19 protein-coding genes and 1 tRNA gene are annotated in these 20088 nt (G+C 71.4%); 12 read left to right on the top strand and 8 right to left on the bottom strand.

The annotated features are described in order from the left end of the window. Positions 1-84: 84 nt before the first annotated feature. Entirely contained in the window at positions 85-2724 is a 2640-nt protein-coding gene (locus ABZU52_RS07615) for a helix-turn-helix domain-containing protein (protein WP_354970261.1), read from the top strand. A gap of 251 nt (positions 2725-2975) precedes the next feature. Here the strand turns inward: ABZU52_RS07615 and ABZU52_RS07610 are convergent, their stop codons facing one another. Further along, entirely contained in the window at positions 2976-3494 is a 519-nt protein-coding gene (locus ABZU52_RS07610; protein ID WP_354970260.1) for a MarR family transcriptional regulator, read from the bottom strand. A 99-nt stretch (positions 3495-3593) separates the two neighbouring features. Here ABZU52_RS07610 and ABZU52_RS07605 point away from each other — a divergent pair, with 99 nt between their 5' ends. Together ABZU52_RS07605 and ABZU52_RS07600 are read left to right on the top strand one after the other, a co-directional pair. Beyond that, positions 3594-4175, top strand: a complete 582-nt coding sequence (locus tag ABZU52_RS07605) for a YceI family protein (protein ID WP_354970259.1) — start codon at positions 3594-3596, stop codon at positions 4173-4175. A 313-nt stretch (positions 4176-4488) separates the two neighbouring features. Then, on the top strand, positions 4489-5967 hold the full coding sequence (locus tag ABZU52_RS07600; protein ID WP_354970258.1) for a glutamate--cysteine ligase: 1479 nt from the start codon (positions 4489-4491) through the stop codon (positions 5965-5967). A gap of 147 nt (positions 5968-6114) precedes the next feature. On the opposite strand, the gene ABZU52_RS07595 is transcribed toward ABZU52_RS07600, so the two are convergent. Next, on the bottom strand, positions 6115-7512 hold the full coding sequence (locus ABZU52_RS07595; protein ID WP_354970257.1) for a hypothetical protein: 1398 nt from the start codon (positions 7510-7512) through the stop codon (positions 6115-6117). A 122-nt stretch (positions 7513-7634) separates the two neighbouring features. Here ABZU52_RS07595 and ABZU52_RS07590 point away from each other — a divergent pair, with 122 nt between their 5' ends. After that, positions 7635-8303 carry a PASTA domain-containing protein gene (locus tag ABZU52_RS07590; RefSeq protein WP_354970256.1) on the top strand — a complete coding sequence of 223 codons (669 nt, stop codon included), beginning with the start codon at positions 7635-7637 and terminating at the stop codon, positions 8301-8303. 80 nt (positions 8304-8383) lie between these two features. Further along, entirely contained in the window at positions 8384-9385 is a 1002-nt protein-coding gene (locus ABZU52_RS07585) for a PASTA domain-containing protein (protein ID WP_354970255.1), read from the top strand. Positions 9386-9392: 7 nt separating this feature from the next. Here the strand turns inward: ABZU52_RS07585 and ABZU52_RS07580 are convergent, their stop codons facing one another. Both ABZU52_RS07580 and ABZU52_RS07575 read right to left on the bottom strand, forming a co-directional pair. Then, complete coding sequence (locus ABZU52_RS07580; protein ID WP_354970254.1) at positions 9393-9851, bottom strand: hypothetical protein; 459 nt, start codon at positions 9849-9851, stop codon at positions 9393-9395. Positions 9852-9956: 105 nt separating this feature from the next. Next, a complete protein-coding gene (locus ABZU52_RS07575; protein ID WP_354970253.1) occupies positions 9957-10241 on the bottom strand; it encodes a hypothetical protein in 285 nt (94 codons plus the stop codon). Positions 10242-10868: 627 nt separating this feature from the next. Between ABZU52_RS07575 and ABZU52_RS07570 the strand changes: the two genes are divergently transcribed. The 3 genes from ABZU52_RS07570 to ABZU52_RS07560 all read left to right on the top strand — a co-directional run bounded on the left by ABZU52_RS07570 (position 10869) and on the right by ABZU52_RS07560 (position 12559). Beyond that, the gene (locus ABZU52_RS07570; protein WP_091396372.1) at positions 10869-11750 is read left to right on the top strand and encodes a helix-turn-helix transcriptional regulator; all 882 of its coding nucleotides are present in this window, start codon (positions 10869-10871) and stop codon (positions 11748-11750) included. Next, on the top strand, positions 11720-11941 hold the full coding sequence (locus tag ABZU52_RS07565; protein WP_354970252.1) for a DUF397 domain-containing protein: 222 nt from the start codon (positions 11720-11722) through the stop codon (positions 11939-11941). The genes ABZU52_RS07570 and ABZU52_RS07565 overlap by 31 nt, the downstream gene beginning before the upstream one ends. 219 nt (positions 11942-12160) lie before the next feature. After that, the gene (locus tag ABZU52_RS07560; RefSeq protein WP_354970251.1) at positions 12161-12559 is read left to right on the top strand and encodes a hypothetical protein; all 399 of its coding nucleotides are present in this window, start codon (positions 12161-12163) and stop codon (positions 12557-12559) included. Here the strand turns inward: ABZU52_RS07560 and ABZU52_RS07555 are convergent. Continuing rightward, positions 12527-13126, bottom strand: coding sequence for a hypothetical protein (locus ABZU52_RS07555; protein WP_354970250.1), 600 nt, complete (start codon positions 13124-13126; stop codon positions 12527-12529). The genes ABZU52_RS07560 and ABZU52_RS07555 overlap by 33 nt on opposite strands. A gap of 217 nt (positions 13127-13343) precedes the next feature. Between ABZU52_RS07555 and ABZU52_RS07550 the strand changes: the two genes are divergently transcribed. Beyond that, a complete protein-coding gene (locus ABZU52_RS07550; protein WP_354970249.1) occupies positions 13344-14903 on the top strand; it encodes a S8 family serine peptidase in 1560 nt (519 codons plus the stop codon). 135 nt (positions 14904-15038) lie between these two features. Here ABZU52_RS07550 and ABZU52_RS07545 read toward each other — a convergent pair whose 3' ends face one another. The 3 genes from ABZU52_RS07545 to ABZU52_RS07535 form a co-directional block, all read right to left on the bottom strand. Continuing rightward, the gene (locus tag ABZU52_RS07545) at positions 15039-15845 is read right to left on the bottom strand and encodes a WecB/TagA/CpsF family glycosyltransferase (RefSeq protein ID WP_354970248.1); all 807 of its coding nucleotides are present in this window, start codon (positions 15843-15845) and stop codon (positions 15039-15041) included. Continuing rightward, the gene (locus tag ABZU52_RS07540; RefSeq protein ID WP_354970247.1) at positions 15842-16957 is read right to left on the bottom strand and encodes an NAD-dependent epimerase/dehydratase family protein; all 1116 of its coding nucleotides are present in this window, start codon (positions 16955-16957) and stop codon (positions 15842-15844) included. Before ABZU52_RS07540 ends, ABZU52_RS07545 begins: the two co-directional genes overlap by 4 nt. A gap of 64 nt (positions 16958-17021) precedes the next feature. Then, a tRNA-Leu gene (locus ABZU52_RS07535) sits at positions 17022-17107 on the bottom strand. Between the two features lie 207 nt (positions 17108-17314). On the opposite strand from ABZU52_RS07535, the gene ABZU52_RS07530 reads away from it, so the two are divergent. From ABZU52_RS07530 to ABZU52_RS07520, 3 genes are read left to right on the top strand one after another with little or no spacing between them, the layout of a single operon-like run. After that, positions 17315-18103, top strand: a complete 789-nt coding sequence (locus ABZU52_RS07530; RefSeq protein ID WP_007454122.1) for a DUF3662 and FHA domain-containing protein — start codon at positions 17315-17317, stop codon at positions 18101-18103. Positions 18104-18109: 6 nt separating this feature from the next. Continuing rightward, complete coding sequence (locus ABZU52_RS07525) at positions 18110-18595, top strand: FHA domain-containing protein (protein ID WP_030331975.1); 486 nt, start codon at positions 18110-18112, stop codon at positions 18593-18595. Then, the gene (locus ABZU52_RS07520) at positions 18592-20064 is read left to right on the top strand and encodes a protein phosphatase 2C domain-containing protein (RefSeq protein ID WP_354970246.1); all 1473 of its coding nucleotides are present in this window, start codon (positions 18592-18594) and stop codon (positions 20062-20064) included. Before ABZU52_RS07525 ends, ABZU52_RS07520 begins: the two co-directional genes overlap by 4 nt. Positions 20065-20088 lie beyond the last annotated feature (24 nt).

Genomic DNA, 20088 nt, shown 5'->3' with positions numbered 1-20088 from the left:
CGGCTGTCGGGTTTCGGCGAGCGGGCGTCAGTAGCCCGACGTTCGACTGCCGATGGTCGGAGTCGATCCGTACTCTTCGTGCCCATGACTCCGGATCATGACCGGTCACGGAGCCCGGCTGGCCGTACCACTCTGCCGGAGCTGCTCCGCGGGCATCGACGCGCAGCCGGCCTGACCCAGGCCGAGCTGGCGTCGCAGGCCGGGGTGGGTGTGCGGACGGTGCGTGACCTGGAGCGCGGCCGGTCGATTCGGCCCCAACGCACCACGATCGAGCTGCTCGCCGGGGCGTTGGCGCTGACCGGTGCCAGCCGGGCGGCGTTCCTGGCCGCCGCCCGCGGCGCCGGTGCCGAACCGGCCCCGCCGGACGCCGCCCCGACGGCGTTCACGGTCAGCGGCAGCGCCGCGTCGGCGGCCGCACCCGCCGACCCGCCGGTCGCGCTCCCGCCGCCGGTCGCGTTGATCGGCCGGGAGCGGGATCTCACCGAGCTGGCCGGGATGCTGACCGCGGAGCAGGGCCCCCGGTTGGTGAGCCTCGTCGGGTTGGCCGGCGTAGGCAAGACCGCTCTGGCGACGTCGGTGGCGCACCTGGTGGCCTCCGCCCACCCGGCCGGCGTTGCCGGGGTGCTGGTCGGCGAGGGCTCGGACGGTCCGGACGTGCTCGCCGCCTCGATGTCCGTGCTCGGTGTGGCGCGCCTGTCCGAGCTCGTGGCCCTGCTCGCCGGGCGGCCGGCGCTGCTGGTGATGGACGCGGTGGAGCACGCCCCGGGACCGGTGGCCGCGACAGTGCACCGGTTGATCGGCGCGCTGCCCTCGCTGCGGGTGCTGGTCACCGGGCGGCACCCGGTCGGGTTGCCCGGTGAGCGGGTCTGGCCGGTCGCGCCGCTCGACGTGCCACCACCGGAAGCCGAGCACTCCGGACTCGAGTCGTGGCCGGCGGTCGCGTTGTTCACCGCCCGGCTCGGTCAGGTTCGCCGGGAGCCGCCCACCCCCGCTGAGCTGCCGGCGCTCGCCGCGTTGGTACGCCGGTTGGGAGGGCTGCCGTTGGCCATCGAGCTGATGGCCGCCCGGGGCCGACTTCTCGACCTCACCGAACTGCTCGACCGGTACGGCGACCGGGTGCTCGACCTGGCCACTCCGGCCGACACGTCCGCTCACCCGGGCTGGGACGCGCCGGACGCGCTGACCAGCCGCACCAGCGGACCCGACACCCGTGCGGCGGTCGCGGTCACCTTGCGGGACGCGGTGGCGTTCAGCTACCGCCTGTTGGCGTCGGACGAGCGGGCCGCGCTGCGGCAGCTGGCCGTCTTCGGTAACCGCTGGTCGGTGGAGCTGGCCGAGGAGATGCTCGCCGACAAGGCCGACCGGGACGGCACGGTGGCGATCGACCCGGTGCCGCTGTTGGACCGCTTCGTCGAGCTGGGGCTGCTGAGCGTACGCGGAACCGGATCGTTCCGGTTCCGGCTGCTCGACGCGGTCCGTGAGTACGCCGTCGAGCAGGCGGCCGGTGCGGGTGAGCTGACCTGCGTCCGGCGTCGCCATGCGGAGGTCATCGCGCGCCTGGTGGCACGGACCGCCACCGACCTGATCGGCCCGCGGTTACCCGACGCGGTGCACCGGCTGGATGAGATGAGCAGTGACATCAGCTCGTCGTTGGCCCACGCGGCTACCGACGACCCGGTGACCGCGCTGCGGCTGGCGGCCTGCCTGACCCGCTGGTGGCGGTTCCGTGGACGCGATGTCGCCGGGCGGCAGTGGCTGCGGCGGCTGCTGGCGGACCCGCGAACCGCCGACGCCGATCCTCTCCTGCGTGGCTGGGCCGCCCTCGGGGTCGCCCGGCTCGCGGCCGAGCACGGCGCGGGCGCCGAGGAGTTGTCAACGGCCCGCGCGGCGTTGGACACCTTCCGGCAGGCCGGCGACGTCACTGGAGAGTTGGAGGCGCGGAACGTGCTCGGCACCCTGCTGACCTCCGTCGGGCGGCAGGCCGAGGCTCGCGAGCAGGCCGAGGCGCTGCTGCGGTTGGCCGCCCGCAACGGTCGGACCCGGGACCTGGCGGTGGCCCAGAACAGCCTCGCCTGGCATGAGATCCGCGTGGGCGACCTGGCGGCGGCTCGCCGCCGGCTCGCCGCGGTGGACCGACTTGCCGCCGAGAGTGGGGAGCAGCTACTGCGGGTGCTGGGCTGGGCCAGTCGCGCCGAGGTCGCCCGTCTGGAGGGCTGGTACGCGGACGCCATCGATCGTGGCCGGAGGGCGATCGCGGCCCTGTCCGAGCTGGGTGATCCCGGGCGCCGTCGTCGGGTGCTCGGGACCGTCGGGCTGGCGCTCGCCCAGGACGGGCGGGTCGTGGAGGCGACCGAGGTGTTGACCGAGTTGCGCGCCGGGGGCGTGGAGGTGCTGCCGACCGTGCCGCGACCGCGCTCGGACGACGGGGCGCAGTCCTGGGGTGGGCCGGAGGCCGGGCTCTGTGCGTTGATCGAGGGGAACCTGGCGCTGCACCGGGGTGACCGGGAGTTGGCTGCCGAGTGGTTCGCGGCCGCCGCCGACCAGGCGGGGCAGGATCGCCGCGACGTGGTGGAGGCGCTGGTGGGACTGGCCGCCAGCACGGCGGACCCGGCGGTGCTGGATCGACTGGACCGGGTCTGTGTGCAGAGCGGCATCCGGCTGTTGCCACAGGAGTCGGGCCTGCTCTACGCGCTGATCGCTGCCCGGGGTGGACCGGCTCAGTAGGCGCGACGCCTCGGGGCCGTGGGGGGCGGGTGCCCCGCAAGGCTCGCAACGGGAGAGTGGCGCGGGCGAAGAGCCCCCTTGGTGCTACCCCTCGCTGATCGCCCGCGCCGTCACCCCCCGGTGGATCCCCGGTGCAGGAAGCCTGCCACCGGCGCGGCGGCAGAAAGTCGGCTTGGACCGAATCCTCCAGCTTGGCTGGGTCAGTTCTGCCGGTCTTTCTGCCGCTGCCGCCGCCCGGCAGCGGGTGCTTCTCAGTGCCGTCGGGTGGCGCTGTCGGTGGGGGCGACCTGCTCCGGGCTGACATCGTCGCTGCCGGCGGTGGCGCACGGGTGCGCGGCGTCGCGGACCCGCCGCAACCCGTCGAGGAGGCCCGCCAGCGTCTCGGGGTCGAGTTGCCCGGTGAACCACTGCTCGATCATCTGCAGGTGCCCGGGCAGCGTCTCGTTCAGGCGCTGCATCCCGGCGGCGGTGACCACCGCGTACGAGCTGCGTCGGTCATTCGGGCAGGCCCGGCGGGTGAGCAACCCGTCGCGCTCCATCCGGTCCACCACCCGGGTCACTCCGCTGGTCGACAGCGAGGTCTGTGCGGCGAGATCGGTCATGCGTAGTTGGTTGCCCGGCGAGCGGGCCAGTCGGGTGATGACCTCGAACTCGACCGCGGAGAGGCCGTGCTCCTCGAGTTGGGCGTTGAACCGGGCTGACAGCCCGGCGTGTGCCTCGAAGAGCAGGCCGACGGCGGTGATCCGGGGATCGTCGAAGACGTTGGTCACCCGTTCATCGTACCAGTGCTTGACACAGGGAATATTGCTGCGGCTATAGTTGCTCAAGCAGTCGTTGGCCTATTAAACAATCCTCTGGAGGACAGCAGCATGACCAGCAGCATCGATGCGGTTACCCGCGACTGGGACGGCCTCACCATCCCGGCGGCCGGCACCTACGCGCTCGACGTGGCGCACAAGCGGGTCGGCTTCGTTGCCCGGCACATGATGGTGAGCAAGGTTCGCGGTGAGTTCAACGAGGCGACCGCCACCATCACCGTTGCCGAGGACCCGCTGCAGTCGTCGGTCGTCGCCACCATTCAGGCCGCCAGCGTCGACACCACCCAGGCCGACCGGGACGCGCACCTGCGCAGCCCCGAGTTCCTGGACGTCGAGAAGTTCCCGACGCTCGAGTTCCGCAGCACCGGGGTCAAGTCCCGTCGCGGCGGGGAGTTCGTGCTCACCGGTGAGCTGACCATCAAGGACGTCACCCGTCCGGTCGAGCTGGAGGTGGAGTTCGAGGGTGTTGGCCGCAGCCCCTTCGGCCAGGACATCTTCGGCTTCTCCGCGAGCACCGAGATCGACCGCGAGGAGTTCGGTCTGACCTGGAACGTCGCCCTGGAGACCGGGGGCGTGCTGGTCAGCCGCAAGATCAAGATTGAGATCGAGGGCGAGGCCGTCCGTCAGGCCTGATCCCTCGGGGCAGCCGGAAGGGCTAGGTGGATCCTCCCGGCGATCCGGTACGCAGGGCCCGCGCCGCACGTCGGCGCGGGCCCTGCGCCGTCTCCGCTGGTGGTAATTGTCACGAGTTGTTCGCGCCGCCATCGGGTCCAGCCGGTCGACGGCGGGGTACAGATGGCGCCACGAGCGCGTCCGCGCCGGTCGGCGTTGGATCACCGGCGCCGGGGGCTCTGGCCCCGGTCAGGTGGGCGCTCTTACCGTGGATGCTTCACAAAGCGCTTCCGGGACGGCAGGATCCCGACCGCGCCGGCCGTCGGGAGGACACATGGGCAGGGACGTCTCAGAGGGCGCCTTCACCCGGGAGGATCGCGTCCGATATCGGCAGAAGGTGCGGCGTTGCCTGGACGTCTTCGCCCTGATGCTGGACGACTTCGGCTTCGACGCCGACCGTCCGATGACCGGCCTGGAGATCGAGCTCAACCTGGTCGACTCGGCCGCCGAGCCGGCGATGCGCAACGAGGAGATCCTCGCCGACATCGCGGACCCCCTCTTCCAGACCGAGTTGGGGCAGTTCAACCTGGAACTCAACGCCGAACCCCGACTGATCGAGGGCACCGGCTTCGCCGACTACGAGCACGACCTGCGGGGCAGCCTCTCCCGGGCCGACGAGCGTGCCGCCAGATCCGACGTGAAGATCGTCCTGGTCGGCATTCTGCCCACCCTCACCGAGGGGCACCTGGTCGAGGACAATCTCTCCACCAACGAGCGCTACCGGGTGCTCAACGACCAGATCGTCGGCGCCCGGGGCGAGGACATCGAGCTGGACATTCGCGGCGTCGAGCAGTTGCGGACGCACACCGACTCGATCGCCCCCGAGGCCGCCTGCACGAGCCTCCAGTTTCACCTCCAGGTCGCCCCGGACAGCTTCGCCGACTACTGGAACGCCTCCCAGGCCGTCGCCGGTGTGCAGGTGGCGGTCGGAGCGAACAGCCCCTTCCTGTACGGCCGCCAACTGTGGGCCGAAACGCGGATCGCCCTGTTCCAGCAGGCCACCGACACCCGCCCGGACGAACTCAAGGCCCAGGGCGTACGGCCGCGGGTGTGGTTCGGCGAACGGTGGATCACCTCGATCTTCGACCTGTTCGAGGAGAACGTCCGGTACTTCCCGCCGCTGCTGCCGATCTGCGAGGACGAGGATCCGGTGGAGGTCCTGCACGCTGGCGGTGTGCCACAGCTCGGGGAGCTGCGGCTGCACAACGGGACGGTCTACCGGTGGAACCGTCCGGTCTACGACATCATGAACGGCCGCCCCCATCTGCGGGTGGAGAACCGCGTGCTGCCGGCCGGTCCGACGGTGGTGGACATGCTGGCCAACGCGGCCTTCTACTTCGGGCTGGTGCGGGGTCTGGCCGAGGCCGACCGTCCGATCTGGAGTCAGCTCACCTTCAGCTCGGCCGAGGAGAACTTCCACGCCGCCGCCCGACGTGGCCTCGACGCCGTGCTGCACTGGCCCGGGCTCGGCGACGTGCCGGTCACCAAGCTGGTCCTGGAGCAGTTGCTGCCCACCGCCGCCGCCGGTCTGGACGGGTTCGGTGTCGCCCCGGCCCAGCGGGACCGGCTGCTCGGCATCATCGAGCAGCGCTGCCGTACCGGCCGCAACGGTGCCGTCTGGCAGACCGAGGCGGTCTGGGCGGCGGAGCGGCAGCACGGCATGGACCGGACGACCGCGCTGCACCACATGGTCCAGCGCTACGCCGAACTCCAGCGCACCAACCAACCCGTCCACACCTGGCCAGTCCCCTAACCCACCCCACCCCACCCCACCCACCCGCCGGACGGCGGACGGCGGGTTGATCATGAAGTTATTGCCAAGACACGCCGAGCGAAATGGCAATAACTTCATGATCAACAGGATGGATCGGTCCTGGGGTGGGTGGGGGTGGGGGTGGGGTTAGTTGGTGGTGGGGCGGCGGGATGGGCGGGCGCGCCGGGTGCCCGGGGTTGGGTCCGCTGCCGCTGTTGCCGCGGTGGGACCGGCCGGATCCGTGCGGTCCGGGTCGGTACGCGGGGCGGGAACCTGCGGTGCGGCGGTCGCCTCGCCCGACAGAGAGACCGTCCTGGGCGTCTGCGCTAGGGCGTCGGCCCTTCTGCGCCGCCCAGCGGTTCGGGCCGTCGAGCCTGTGGTTCCGCCGGACGCCGGCGGGGCGGGGTCGGCCTCGGTGACCGGGGCCGGGTCGGCAACCGTGTCCCGAGCAACCGAACTCCGGTCGGCCGGACGTTTCGGCTCAGCCGAGTGGCTCCGCTCGGCTCGCTCGGCGAGGCGGGCGGCCAGCACCGAGCCGCCGATACCAGCGATGACCGCGTACGGGGCGACCAGTTGGGTGGACAGCTGCGCGGGGCCCAGCGTCGACCAGTGCGGCAGGGTGGTCAGGTAGGCGAGCGCGACGAGCATCGGGCCAGCCGCGCCGGAGGCCGCCGCGCCCACGCGGTGCCCGCCCCAGCGGGCCGACCGCCGGGCGGCCAGTACGCCGATCAGTAGCGCGGGCACCAGCGCCAGCAGGGCGCCGGGCCAGTAGAGCTGGCCCCCGATCCAGTACCGGGAGTGGTCCGGGGCGAACTGCCAGGTGCCCAGTTGCGCGCCGGTCAGCCCTCGTCCGACGCGTACCCCATCGAGCACCGAGACCACCGCGAGCAGCCAGAGCCAGGCGGCCGTGGCGGTCACGTTGACCGCTGCGGCTCGGGAGCGAAGCGCCCAGATCGCGACGAGGACGCCGATCAGGATGCCCAGCGTCGCCTGTACGGCGGCCGTCCGTTGCGGTGCGCCGGTGTCCGCGCCGGTCGCGACCCGCGCGGGTACGGCGATCAACAGCACCGTGACCAGCCCGCCCAACCCGGCGCCAAGCGACAGGGCCACCCGCCGCAGCAGGCTGCCACCGTCGTGGACCGGCGGCTCGGCCACCGGTGGTGGTGTCGCCGTCACCCCCGGCGCGGCGGCGGTCGGTGGACGCCCGTCAACCGGGGGCTCGTGCTCCGGCGCTCGGTCGCCGAGCTGCGTGCCCTCGTGGCGCGCACCAGCGTCGGTCGCGGTCTGCGGAGAGATCGCGGTCTTCGCCGGGGCGTTGCGTTGGTGGAGCCGCTGCGCGCAGACCGCGCCGAGGACCGTCGAGCTGGCGGCGAGCCAGGTGGCCCAGGCGAGGCCGTCCGCCCAGGCTGTGTCGGTCGCCCCGGCCTCGGTCGGCGTCCAGGTGATCACGCCGAGCCCGTAGCCGAAGCCCAGTTGTGCGGCACCCGCGCCGGCCGCGACCCCGACCGCCGTCGCGATCGACACTCCCCAGCCCTGTCTGGCCATGCCGGGCAGCGTAACGTCCCGTCGTCGGCGCGGCGAGTCGCAACGACCCGCCGGGGTGGACCGCCGGTGCGGCGGATTGGGCGGCGGGCGGTACGGTCGCCGGTGATGAGGCGGTGGGCGTTATGACGGACACGAACACGGGCCAGCAGAGCGGTGCGGGCCGCGCCAGCGTCGTGCTCGGTGGTGGGTTGGCGGCGGTGCTGCTCGCCGCCGTGGGCGCGACCGGTGGTTGGTTACTGGCTGGCGAGGACGACACACCCTCTGGTGCTCCGCTGGCCGTCGCGACCACGACCGGCGCGCCGACCGTCCGGACCACCGCACCCCGACCGAGCAGCGGACGGCCGACACCGTCGGCGGTCCAGACCTCCGCCACCTCGACCAAGGGGGCCGGCCTGACCGTGCCGCCGGTGATCGGCACCGACTTCGAGCAGGCTCGGGAGACGCTGCGCAAGCAGCGGCTGGGTTGGCGGCTGGTCTTCGGCGGCGGCGTCGGTCGTACGGTCGAGAGCACCACACCGGACGTGGGCACCGAGGTCGCCCGGGGGACGACGGTGCAGCTACAGGTCGCCGGGCCGGCACCGGCCGCCGAGGTGCCGGACGTGGTCGGCAAGAGTTGCGCCGACGCCGCCGACGAGTTGGTCGACGAGGGCCTCTACCCGCGCTACGTCAGCGGACGCAGTGGAAAGGTCAGCCGGCAGGAGCCCGCCGAGGACGGCCCGGCCCGGTGGAACGACCAGGTCAGCATCTGGTGTGGCGCCGACGACCAGCCGACCGCGAAACCGACGTCCTGATCCCCGCCGATGGTGGTGTGGGCGACTAGGTTGGCGGTCGAGGGCCATGACGCCCGCCCGGGTTCGGGAAAGGACGTGCGATGAGCGACGACCGCCAGGAGCCTCCCGCCGGCGAGCACGACGACGACCTGACCCGCCCCCTACCCGCCCCCGACCGGCCAGGGTCGACCGGATCCGCCGCCGACCGGCCGGAGCCGGCGCCAGCCGGCACCGATCCGGACGAGACGGCACCGGTCGACCGGACGGTCCCGGCTCGTCCCGACCTGTCGCCCGACCAGACCATGCCGATCGATCGGTCCGCCGGTACCCGGTCGGGACCGCCAGCCGACCAGACCATGCCGATCGATCGGTCCGCCGGTGCCCGGTCGGGACCGCCAGCCGACCAGACCATGCCGATCGATCGGTCCGCCGGCGCCCGGTCGGGACCGCCAGCCGACCAGACCACGCCGATCGATCGGTCCGCCGGTACCTGGGCGGGCCCGCCGGCCGATCGGACGGCGCCGATCCCGCCGTCGTGGTCCGGTCGGGCCGAGGTGCGCTCGCCGCGACCGGATGACCCCGCCGGCGAGTGGTACGTCGAGGAGCAGGGTGCCCGGCGGTGGTGGTTGCCGATCCTCTGGGGCGTACTGGCGCTGCTGCTCGCCGGCCTGCTCGGGGGCGCGCTGTGGTTGGTGCTCGCTCAGCAGGATGACGACCGGGACGATCCGGGGTCCACCCCGTCACCTCCGCCGACCAGCGCCCCCAGTGCCCGGCCGACCAGCGCAGCCCCCACGTCGGCGGCGCCCACCAGCGAGTCGCCGAGCAGTTCGGCGACGACGGAAACGCCGGACGAGGTGCCGGTGCCACCGCTCGCCGGCCTGCCGCAGGCCACCGCCGAGGGGCTGTTGGCTCGGCTCGGCCTGAGCTACCGGGTGGTGAACCGCCCGTCCGAGCTGCCACCGGGGACCGTGGTGGGCACCGAGCCGGGGGCGGGCACGTCGGTGTCGACCGACGACGAGGTGTTGTTGATCGTCTCTGCGGCCGAGCCCTCGACCGGGGCGAGCCCGACCACCCCGAGCCCCACGGTGACGGGTACGCCGTGACCGCTGGTCACCACATCCGGCGGCGGGTGCCGACGAGGCCGATGCCGGCCAGCGAGATGGCGAGGCCGAAGATGCCGGACCAGAACAGGGAGCGGCGGATGTCCGTGGCGCTGTGCTCGGCCGGAGCTGCTTCGGTGAGTTCCCGACGGCCGTCGGACTGGCCGCCGGCACCCAGGCCGGACACCGGCCCGGTCGGTCCTGCCTCACTGGCGTGGTCGGCCGCGGCATCGGCGTCGATCCAGCCGGGCTGCTGGTAGACCGACTGGCCGTCGCTCGTCGGTGGGTCGGAGGAGTCCAGCACGGTGATCTCCGGCGCGGGCACCGGTGTGGTCAGCCGGGTGGACGACATCGCCGGGTCGTGGACGAGGACCAGGAGTGTCGCCATCGCCCCGAGGAGGGCGAGGAGTCCGAAGGAATAGGCGATACGGGAGCGGTGGTGCCGCCGCAGGGCGGGCTGATTGACCATGACCATCCCAGGGTCAGGGTCCTGGACGAGCGGGTGGAACGGTGCCGGGGTGGGCGTACCTGATTCTATGGCGACGGCACGCCCACCGGCGGCGGATCGGGTCGGTCAGCCCACCCGGACCGGGGTACGCGCGACCGGGCGGCGCGCCCGTACGGTGTGCGGGCGGGGTTCGGGGGCGGCCTGCAGTCGCTGCAGCCCTTCCCGCTGTACGAAGATCGACCGTCGGGTGACCGCGTCGCCCGCGGCGTTCAACTCGTAGCCGTCGAGCCAGAGCCAGCCGTCATAGGTCGGCCAGTCGAGCACCCGGATCACCCGGAACTTGATCGGCCTGAGGAACTGGACACTCGCCGCGCGTGTCACGTGCAGTACGTCACCGGTGCGGGGAAGCACATGGGCTCCTGGGGAGGATCGGCCGGCGGTCGCGCCGGCGGTGCCTGAACGGGGGACGTCTCGGCCGGTGACGGGGTCGTGCCTCGTGGGACCGGTGGTGCGGATGGCGGTGGTCGGGCCGTACCCCGCTGGTGACGTGCCGTCACCCGACCACCACCCGGTTGCTTCCGGGAACCGCGCCCGCCGCCGCAGCTTGCCGGCTTGCAGCGGCGGGGTCCTTACCCCGGAGCAGGTCTCGTTGTCGTCGGCCGGGCCCGTGTCGTGCCCGGCTTCCCCGAAGCGGTGGGGTCACCACTCCGAGGGACCGAACGGAGACGCTGAGTGATCCGTGCCATACGGACAGAGTGCATCAGGGACGTGCTTCATGCAAGTTGCACGTCGACTTTTGCCGATACGTGAGCGTGTCCCGCAAAAGGCCTATTGAAGCCGTCCGCGTCCGGGCGGCACACTGAGGGCCGGTTTCGCCCGTCGCGGCCGGCCGAGGACCGGGACCACACCCTTCGTCGCGAGCGCTCGCCGGTCGACGGTCGCGCCCCCGGCGGGTGTCACCCAGTGGCGCGTTACCGGAGGTAGCCCGAGTGGGGTCGAGCAGCCAGCGGCGGGGACCAGTGACTCACAGGTTGCGCGATGAGTGAGCGACGCAGCCCGACCATAAGACGGCGGCGGCTCGGGGCCGAGCTGCGCCGGCAGCGGGAGTCCGCCGGGATCACCATCGAGGTGGTCGCCGAACAGTTGGAGTGCTCGGCGTCGAAGGTCTCCCGGATCGAGACCGGGCACACCACGGCCACCCCCCGCGACGTGCGGGACATGCTGCGGATCTACGGCGTGGTCGGCGCCGAGAGCGACGAACTCGTACAGATCGCCCGGGAGGCCCGGCAGAAGGGCTGGTGGCATCCGTACAGCACGGTGCTGGTCGGCGCGTACGTCGGGCTGGAGGCGGCGGCGAGTTCGATCCGGGCGTACGAACAGCAGGTCGTTCCGGGCCTTCTGGAGACCGAGGAGTACGCCGGGGCCATGATCCGCGCCGCTCGGCCGGACTTCACCGCCGATCAGGTTCATCAAAGGGTGCGTGTCCGTCTGGGCCGTCAGTCGTTACTGACCCAGGACGATCCGGTCGATCTGTGGGTGGTGCTCGATGAGGCGGTGGTGAGTCGGCCGGTGGGCGGGGACGAGGTGATGCGCGGCCAACTCAAGCGGTTGGTAGAGGTGGCCGAGTTGCCGAACGTGACGCTGCAGATCCTGCCCTTCGAGGTGGGTGCGCACGCCGGCATGGACGGCACGTTCACGATCCTCAGTTTCCCTGAGCCCGGTGATCCGGATGTTGTGTACGCGGAGAACGCCACGGGTGGGCTTTTCCTCGAGAAGAGCGACGAACTACAGAAGTACAGTTTCATCTTCGATCACATCCGCGCTGCGGCCATACGTCCGGAGGAGTCCGTCGCACACATCGCAAAACTGGCAGAGGAGCCGTTGTGGAAATGGCGACCAAAAGGTTCCCCGTGGACCTGACGCAGGCAGCATGGTTCAAGAGCTCGAAGAGCGGGCCGAACTGTGACAACTGTGTGGAGGTGGCGTACGTGACGGGGGCGGTCGGAGTGCGGGATTCGAAGGACAAGGCGGGCCCCGCCCTGGTCTTCGAACCGGGTGACTGGCACGCCTTCGTCGCCGGCACCCGGGGTGGTGTGTTCGGCGCGGTCTGACCGACTGGTCAATGGAGTCCCCGTCCGGTTCGCCGGACGGGGACTTCGCCGTCTCCGTGTCCCCAGGAGACACGGTGAACGGCCGCGCAGTGGCGGTGGTCAGCGAGGTTCCGTCGGGATTCCCGTCGCCACAGCGCCCCCGTCTCGTTGAACCGGTCGGTACGGCGCTGGTCGACGACCCGCCGCACCGGCCCGCAACCGAGCGAGTAGGCGAGACGGATGACGACGATCGGTTCAGACAATCTCACCAATGGTCCGGCAAAGCCGGAGCGGTTCGGCGGCAAGTACCGCGGCGCTCGTCGGGACACGGTTCTGACCGAGGTGGTCTCGACCGACCAGGAGTTGAGTGGGCGGGAGGGCGCCTCGGAGGCGACGGATCCGCCACTCTCGCTGCCCTCGCTGGACCCGAATCCGCTGATCGAGCCGTCGTTCCCGCCGTCGGGCTGGCCGATGGAGCCGCCTCAGTCCCTGGCTGACCACCCGTTGCTGCGTGGTCTGCTGATGGAGTTGCCGCCGAAGGGCACCGTGCCCTCGCAGGACTGGCTGGACCGCTGGTTCGAGGCGACCAGGTCGATCCTGGAGTTGCTATACGTGCAGAGCGCCAGCCGCCCGCGTTGACCGGGCGGCGGCGGGCCGGGCCCGCTCGGCGAAGCGGTTGTGGCGCAGTGCGTGCCGGACGCCGATGGCGATCACCGCGAGCGCGCCCACGGTGATCGCCGGCCCGGTGACGCCAGGGTCGGCTCCGAGGTCGGTGCCGGCCGCCGCGATCAACGCCGGCACCGTGGCCAGGGCGGTGACCTGTAGTGGCAGCCCGACGAGCGGGTGGGCCGCGGCGGCGCGCAGCCCGTGCGGCGCGGGGGTGGCGGGGGCACTGGCGAACGCGCCCGCGCCGGCCCGCAGCCGGCGGATCCGTCGTACCGAACAGACCGTCGCCACGAGCGCCGGGCCGGCGGCCAGGGTGAGCCCGGCGGCGGCCCGGTCGACCGGCTCTGCGCCGGCGTTGAGCAGCCCGCCGCCGAGCACGGCCGCGGTGAGCGCCACGCCGGTGAGGGCCAGCACCAGCAACCATCCGGTACGCCGACGCAGCATGCGGGTGTTGCGCAGCCGGGGAAGACCGTCGGCAACGACGCCGGCGACCAGCCAGACGGCGGCGACCGGGAGCAGGATGGTGAGCTGACTCTCCATGTTCGAGAGTCTTTCCCGGATCCCGGCGAGGCGAATCCGGGCCCGTCCCCCGTTCGCCCCGGACCGCCGGCCCGTAGGGGGTCATCACTCGAAGGTTATGGCCGTTTCGACATGTCCAACTACCCGACGCCTGACTTACCCTCAGCTTGATCGGCGAGTGTCGATTGATGTTGGGACCGGCGGTCACGTTCCACCGCCGGTCAGAGGGAGGTAGGAGATGGGTCTTCCACGAAGGTCCCTGCTGATCGGGGTGGCCGCGGCGACCGTGCTGGCCGTCGGTACCCCGGCCCTGGCCGCCGAACCCGTGGGTGTGGTTCGGGCCGCCGGTGGAGCCACCGCAGTGCCGGGCAGCTACATCGTCGTACTCAAGGACAGCGCCGTGGCCCGGGACCGGGTCGGCGACACCGCGAAGCGGCTCTCCGGCCGACACGGCGGCACGGTGGCCCGCACCTACGGCGCGGCGCTGCGTGGCTTCGAGGCCAAGGTGAGCGCCAGCGCGGCGGCGCGGATCGCGGCCGACCCGGCGGTGGCGTACGTCGAGCAGAACCACACCGTCTCGATCTCCGGCACGCAGGCCAACCCGCCCTCCTGGGGCCTCGACCGGATCGACCAGCGCAACCTGCCGTTGGACAGCTCCTACACCTACCCCAACACGGCGAGCAACGTGCACGCCTACATCATCGACACCGGCATCCGGTTCTCCCACAGCGACTTCGGCGGTCGGGCCACCTCCGGCTACGACGCGGTGGACGGCGGGTCGGCCGACGACTGCAACGGGCACGGCACGCACGTGGCCGGCACTGTCGGTGGGTCCGCGTACGGGGTGGCCAAGGGCGTCCAGCTCGTCGGCGTACGAGTGCTGAACTGCTCCGGCAGCGGCACCAACGCCGGTGTGATCGGCGGCGTCGACTGGGTCACCGCGAACGCGATCAAGCCGGCGGTGGCGAACATGAGCCTCGGCGGCGGCGCGAACACCTCACTCGACAACGCCGTCCGCAACTCGATCGCCTCCGGCGTCACGTTCGGCCTGGCGGCCGGCAACGACAGCGGCGCGAACGCCTGCAACACCTCGCCGGCGCGTACCACCGAGGCCATCACGGTCGGCTCGACGACCAGCTCGGACGCCCGCTCGTCGTTCTCCAACATCGGCACCTGCCTGGACATCTTCGCGCCCGGCTCGTCGATCACCTCGGCCTGGTACACGTCCGACACCGCTACCAACACGATCAGCGGCACCTCGATGGCCACGCCGCACGTGGTCGGTGCTGCGGCCCTGGTGGCCAGCGCCAACCCGAGCTGGACCCCGGCGCAGGTCCGCAACCAGCTGGTGGCCAACGCGACCCCCAACGTGGTGGGCAACCCCGGCTCGGGCTCGCCGAACCTGCTGCTCTACGTGGGCGACGGCGGCACCACTCCGCCGCCGCCGACCGGCTGCACCGGCACCAACGGCACCGACGTGTCGATCCCGGACGCCGGCTCGGCGGTGACCAGCTCGATCACCATCTCCGGCTGCGGTCGCAACGCCTCCTCGGCCTCCACCGTGGCGGTGAACATCGTGCACACCTACCGCGGTGACCTGGTCATCGACCTGCTCGCCCCGGACGGCAGCGCGTACCGGCTGAAGAACAGCAGCAGCTCGGACAGCGCCGACAACGTGAACACCACGTACACGGTCAACGTGTCCGGTGAGGCCGCCGACGGCATCTGGCGCCTCCAGGTGCGGGACGTCTACTCGGCCGACACCGGCTACATCAACACCTGGACCCTGACCGTCTGACCGAAGCCGTTGTGCGGGGCCCTCTCCGGCTGCCGGAGAGGGCCCCGCATCCCCGTTCACGGGGCCTGTCCGGACGGTGGAGTGCGAGCGCTTCTCGCCTGAGTCCGCTTCCTCAGGGCACCGGCTGGGAGCCGGTCAGACCGAGAAGGTGGCCGGCCGCTCGGTGGCCGGCGCCGGCGGGTGGGCCTTCCACAGACCGATCTTCTGCGCTGCGAGCCGGCTCAGGTAGGCCGGATTGAGGATGACGTAGCGGCGCCAGAGCCTCTTCGGCTCCAGACCGAGGCGCCAGAACCACTCCAGGCCGGCCCGCTGCATCCACGGCGGGGGCTGGCGCAACAGCCCGGCGTGGTAGTCGAAGGCCGCGCCGACCGCCATCAGCGGCATGTCGAGCAGCGGCCGCATGGCGTACGCGAAGACCTCCTGGCGCGGGCAGCCGAGCCCGACCAGCACCAGCCGGGCACCGCTGGACCGGATCCGGTCGGCGATCTCGGCGTCCTCGCCGGGCTGGACGGCACGGAACTTGGACGGCTCCACCCCGGCGATCTTCAGGGCGGGGAACATCCGCTCCAGGGCCGGGATCAACCGGGCGAGGGTCTCCTCGGTCGAGCCGTACAGGTAGACCGGCAGGCCCTCGTCGGCGAAACGGGAGAGCACGTGCAGGGTCAGGGTCGGCCCGTACACCCGGTCGCTCAGCCCGGCGTGGTGCAGCAGGTTGAGCGCCCACCGCACCGGCTGCCCGTCCGGCGTGACCACGTCGAACGAGTTGAGCCGCGCGTTGTGCGCCGGGTCGAGCACCCCGGTCATCACACCGTGCACGGCCAGCGCGGTCAGCGCGAGGGGACGCCGCTCGTGCGCCGCGGTCACCACCGCGTCGGTCGCCGTGGCGTAGTCGGTCGCGTCGACCAGGACACCGAGCACGTTGCGCTTGGTCCGGCTGCTCATGGCTGGGCCACCCACTTGTCCACGTTGGCCTCGTAGATTTCCCGCAGGATCATCGGCACGTCGTAAGTGATCTTCCAGTCCGGATACTGCGCCTCGAACCGGGCCATGCCGCTGACGTACCACTGGTGGTCGCCGGTGCGGTTCTGCTCGACGTAGTTGATCCGCGCCTCGCGGCCGGTGATCTCCTCCGCGATCCGGAACGCCTCGATGTGGGAGGTGTTGGAGTGCCGGCCGCCGCCGAGGTTGTAGACCTCCGCCGATCGCGGGGCCCGGAAGAACGCCTCGAACGCGGTCAGCACGTCATGCGAGTGGATCGCGTCCCGGACCATCTTGCCCTTGTAGCCGAACAGGTTGTACGTCCGGCCCTCCATGACGCAGCGCATCAGATAGGCCAGGAACCCGTGCAGCTCGGCCGCGGAGTGCGCCGGGCCGGTCAGTGTGCCGCCCCGGAAGCAGGCGGTCTTCATGTCGAAGTAACGCCCGTACTCCTGAACCATCACGTCCGCGGCGACCTTGGAGGCGCCGAAGATCGAGTGCAGCGAGTGGTCGATCGACATCTCTTCGGTGATGCCCTGGTACCAGCGGTGGTCCTCGGGCAGCTCGTACCGGGTCTCCAGCTCGATGAGCGGCAGGCTGTTGGGCCGGTCGCCGTACACCTTGTTTGTCGAGCAGTGGATGAACGGCGCGTCGATCGCGTGCCGGCGGGTGTTCTCCAGGATGTTGAGCGTGCCGCCGGCGTTCACGTCGAAGTCCGTGTACGGCTCCTTGGCCGCCCAGTCGTGGCTCGGCTGGGCGGCGCTGTGGATCACCACGGCGATGTCCGAGCCGTACTTCTTGAACACCTGCTCCAGGCCGTCGCGGTCCCGGATGTCCACCGCGAAGTGGGTGTACGCGTTACCCAGGTCACGGCCGAGCCGTTCCAGGCTCCAGGAGGTGGAGCCGTCCTCGCCGAAGAAGTACCGGCGCATGTCGTTGTCGATACCGACGACATCCAGACCGAGGCCGGCGAAATGCCGGACCGCCTCGGAGCCGATCAGACCGCCCGACCCTGTCACCAACGCGACACTCACACGCCACTCCTGGTCCATCGGAGGCAGAATCCATCGGAGCATAGCGTGACCTACAGCACGCCCCGATATGACGGAAGGGCCCCGCATCAAGCGGAGCCCTCGTCGGTGGTGGGGATGGGGGGAGTTGAACCCCCACGCCCTTTCGGGCACACGGACCTGAACCGTGCGCGTCTGCCATTCCGCCACATCCCCGTGGCACGACCCGGGACACTGTAGCCGCCCCGGCCCCGCTGTCTCCAGCGGGCCTCGGGAATACTACGCTGTCCCTGGCGCTCGCCACGAGCGATTACCGTTCGTGGCGGACGAAAGATTAGCACGACAGTCCCGGCCCTTCCGAATGGGCCGAGAGCAGCCGGCCGAGCGGCGTGTGAGCTGCGCGCGCGCCGGCCGGATACCATCATGTCCTCGGGACCCGAGGAGGAGCCGGTGAGCGTGCTGCAACGCTTCGAGAAGCGTCTGGAAGGCCTGGTCGAAGGGGCCTTCGCCAAGGTCTTCAAAGGGGTGGTCCACCCCGTGGAGATCCTCAACGCCATGCAGCGGGAGGCCGAGGCGCACAAGGCGATCCTGGCCGGTGGGCGCACGTTGGTGCCCAACCGCTACGTGATCGATCTCTCGCCGTTCGACCACAGTCGGCTGGCGCCGTACGCCGCCGCGCTGGCCCAGGAGTTGGCCCAGTCGCAGGCGGAGTTCATCGGCGAGCAGGCGTGGACGGTCTACGGCGACGTGATCGTCGAGATCGAGCGAGGCGAGGGTCTGGACACGGGCATGTTCCGTGTCACGGCCGAGGTCTACACCGGCGGCGAGGTCGCTCCGGTGTCGGCGCCCGGCTACGACGCCGGCCCGCCCGCCTACCCCGCGTACGACCAGGGCGGTGGCTACGGCCCGCCGCCCGGGCACGGTGGCGGTCGCAACGTGCGGCTGGTCTCCGGCGACGGTCGCACCTACCCCCTCCAGATGGGGTCGACGGTGATCGGTCGCGGCGACCAGGCCAACCTGCGTCTGCCCGACGTCGGCATCTCCCGGCGACACGCCCGGCTGGATTTCGACGGCGGCCAGGTCGTGCTGACCGATCTGGGTTCGACCAACGGCACCATGGTGAACGGGCAGCGGGTCTCCGCCGTCGCGCTCAACCCCGGTGACATGGTCCAGCTCGGCACGACGACGCTGACCTTCCGCGTGGACGGCTGACCCGCCTTGCCGGAACTGGTCATCACCGTCGCCCGGTTCGGGTTCCTGATCCTGCTGTGGATCTTCGTGTTCACGGTGGTCGGCGTGATCCGCCGGGACCTCTTCGCGGGCGCCCGGTCGGGTCGTCTGGTGGCCGCGCCGCGCGCGGTGGGCGCCTCGACGGGGCAGGCGGCCAAGCCAGCGAAGGTGAAGCGGGGCAGAGCGGCGCATCAGCTGGTGGTGACCGCCGGTCAGCTGGCCGGCACCAGGATCACCCTCGGTGAAGCGCAGATCACCATCGGTCGGGCGGAGGACTCCACCCTGGTCATCACCGACGACTACGCCTCCGCGCGACACGCCCGGCTCGTGCCGCGTGACGGGCAGTGGTACGTCGAGGACCTCGGCTCGACTAACGGCACGTACCTCGATCGCGCTAAGGTCTCCGGACCAACCCCCGTCCCCCTCGGCGTGCCGATCCGGATCGGCCGCACTTCCCTCGAATTACGGCCATGACTCTGACCCTGCGCTATGCGGCCCACAGCGACCGCGGTCTGATCCGAGACGGCAATCAAGATTCCGTCTACGCCGGGCCGCGGTTACTCGCCGTTGCCGACGGCATGGGCGGTATGGCCGCCGGTGACGTCGCCAGCAACATCGTCATCGGTGCCATGGCGCCGCTCGACGAGGACGTCCCGGGGGACGCTCTCGTCGATGCGTTGCGTTCGGCCGTGGGCACCGCCAACCAACAACTCCGCGACACGGTGGACGCCAACCCACAGCTGGAGGGGATGGGCACCACGCTGACGGCGACCCTCTTCACCGGCAGCAAGCTGGGAATGGTCCACATTGGCGACTCGCGGGCCTATCTGCTGCGCAACGGCGAGTTCGCGCAGATCACCAAGGACGACACCTACGTCCAGATGCTCGTCGACGAAGGCCGGATCAGCGCCGAGGAGGCGAGCAGCCACCCGCAGCGGTCGCTGCTCACCCGCGCCCTCGACGGTCGGGACATCGACCCGGAGTACTCGGTCCGCCAGGTCATGCCCGGCGACCGGTACCTGATCTGCAGTGACGGCCTCTCGGGCGTGGTCAGCGCCGAAACCATCGGCGAGACCCTGCGGGAGTACGCCGACCCGCAGCAGTGCGTCGAGCGGCTGGTGCAGCTCGCGCTGCGCGGCGGTGGGCCGGACAACATCACGGTGATCATCGCCGACGCCACGGATCAGGACATCGTCGAGGCGACCCCGATCGTGGGTGGCGCCGCCGCCCGGGACCGGGGCATGGCGACCTCCGCCGACGACTCGACTCCGGCCGCCCGAGCCTCGGCGCTCTCCGCCCCCCGGCCGGCCGCGCCCGAGGAGCCGGCGGCCTCCGACGACGACGACCGGCCGAAACGACGTCCGGTCCGGACCGCCGCGATGGCGCTGGCCCTACTGGTGATCGTCGGCGGTGCCGCGTTCGGCGGTTGGACGTACATCCAGCGGCAGTACTACGTGGGCGCCACCGAAGAGGGCCAGGTCGCCGTCTTCCGCGGTGTCCAGGGTCAGATCGCCGGGATGGACCTGTCCAGCGTGCACCGCCGCAGCGGCACCCGCCTGGACGACCTCACGGTCGCCGCACAGGACACCGTCAAGGTCGGCATCCGGGCCAAGAGTGAGCCGGACGCCGAGCGGCAGCTCGCCGAGCTGACCAGCGACACCCCGAGCAACCCCAACCTGAAGCCGCTCTGCCCGCTCGACCCGACCGCCGCCGGGGGCAACACGCCCACCCCCACACCGACGCCGATCGGTTCGACACCGACCCCGAACGGCAGCCCGAGCGCCAACCCGTCGTCAACCCCCAACGGGGTTGTCAGCGCAAGCCCGACGGTCGGTGCCACCACCGCTCTCGGTGCGGCCGGCGCGACCACCACACCCGACGTCACGCCCTCCGACTCGGCCACGCCGGCGCTCGACCCGGCCGGCTGCCGGTCTCCTGAGTGAGCGTCGGCTGAGATCCTGAGGACC

The sequence above is a fragment of the Micromonospora sp. NPDC005220 genome (assembly GCF_040607895.1).
GTDB lineage: Bacteria > Actinomycetota > Actinomycetes > Mycobacteriales > Micromonosporaceae > Micromonospora.
The sequence above is the reverse complement of the archived record's forward strand: the minus strand, read 5'-3'. Positions and strand labels throughout refer to the sequence as shown.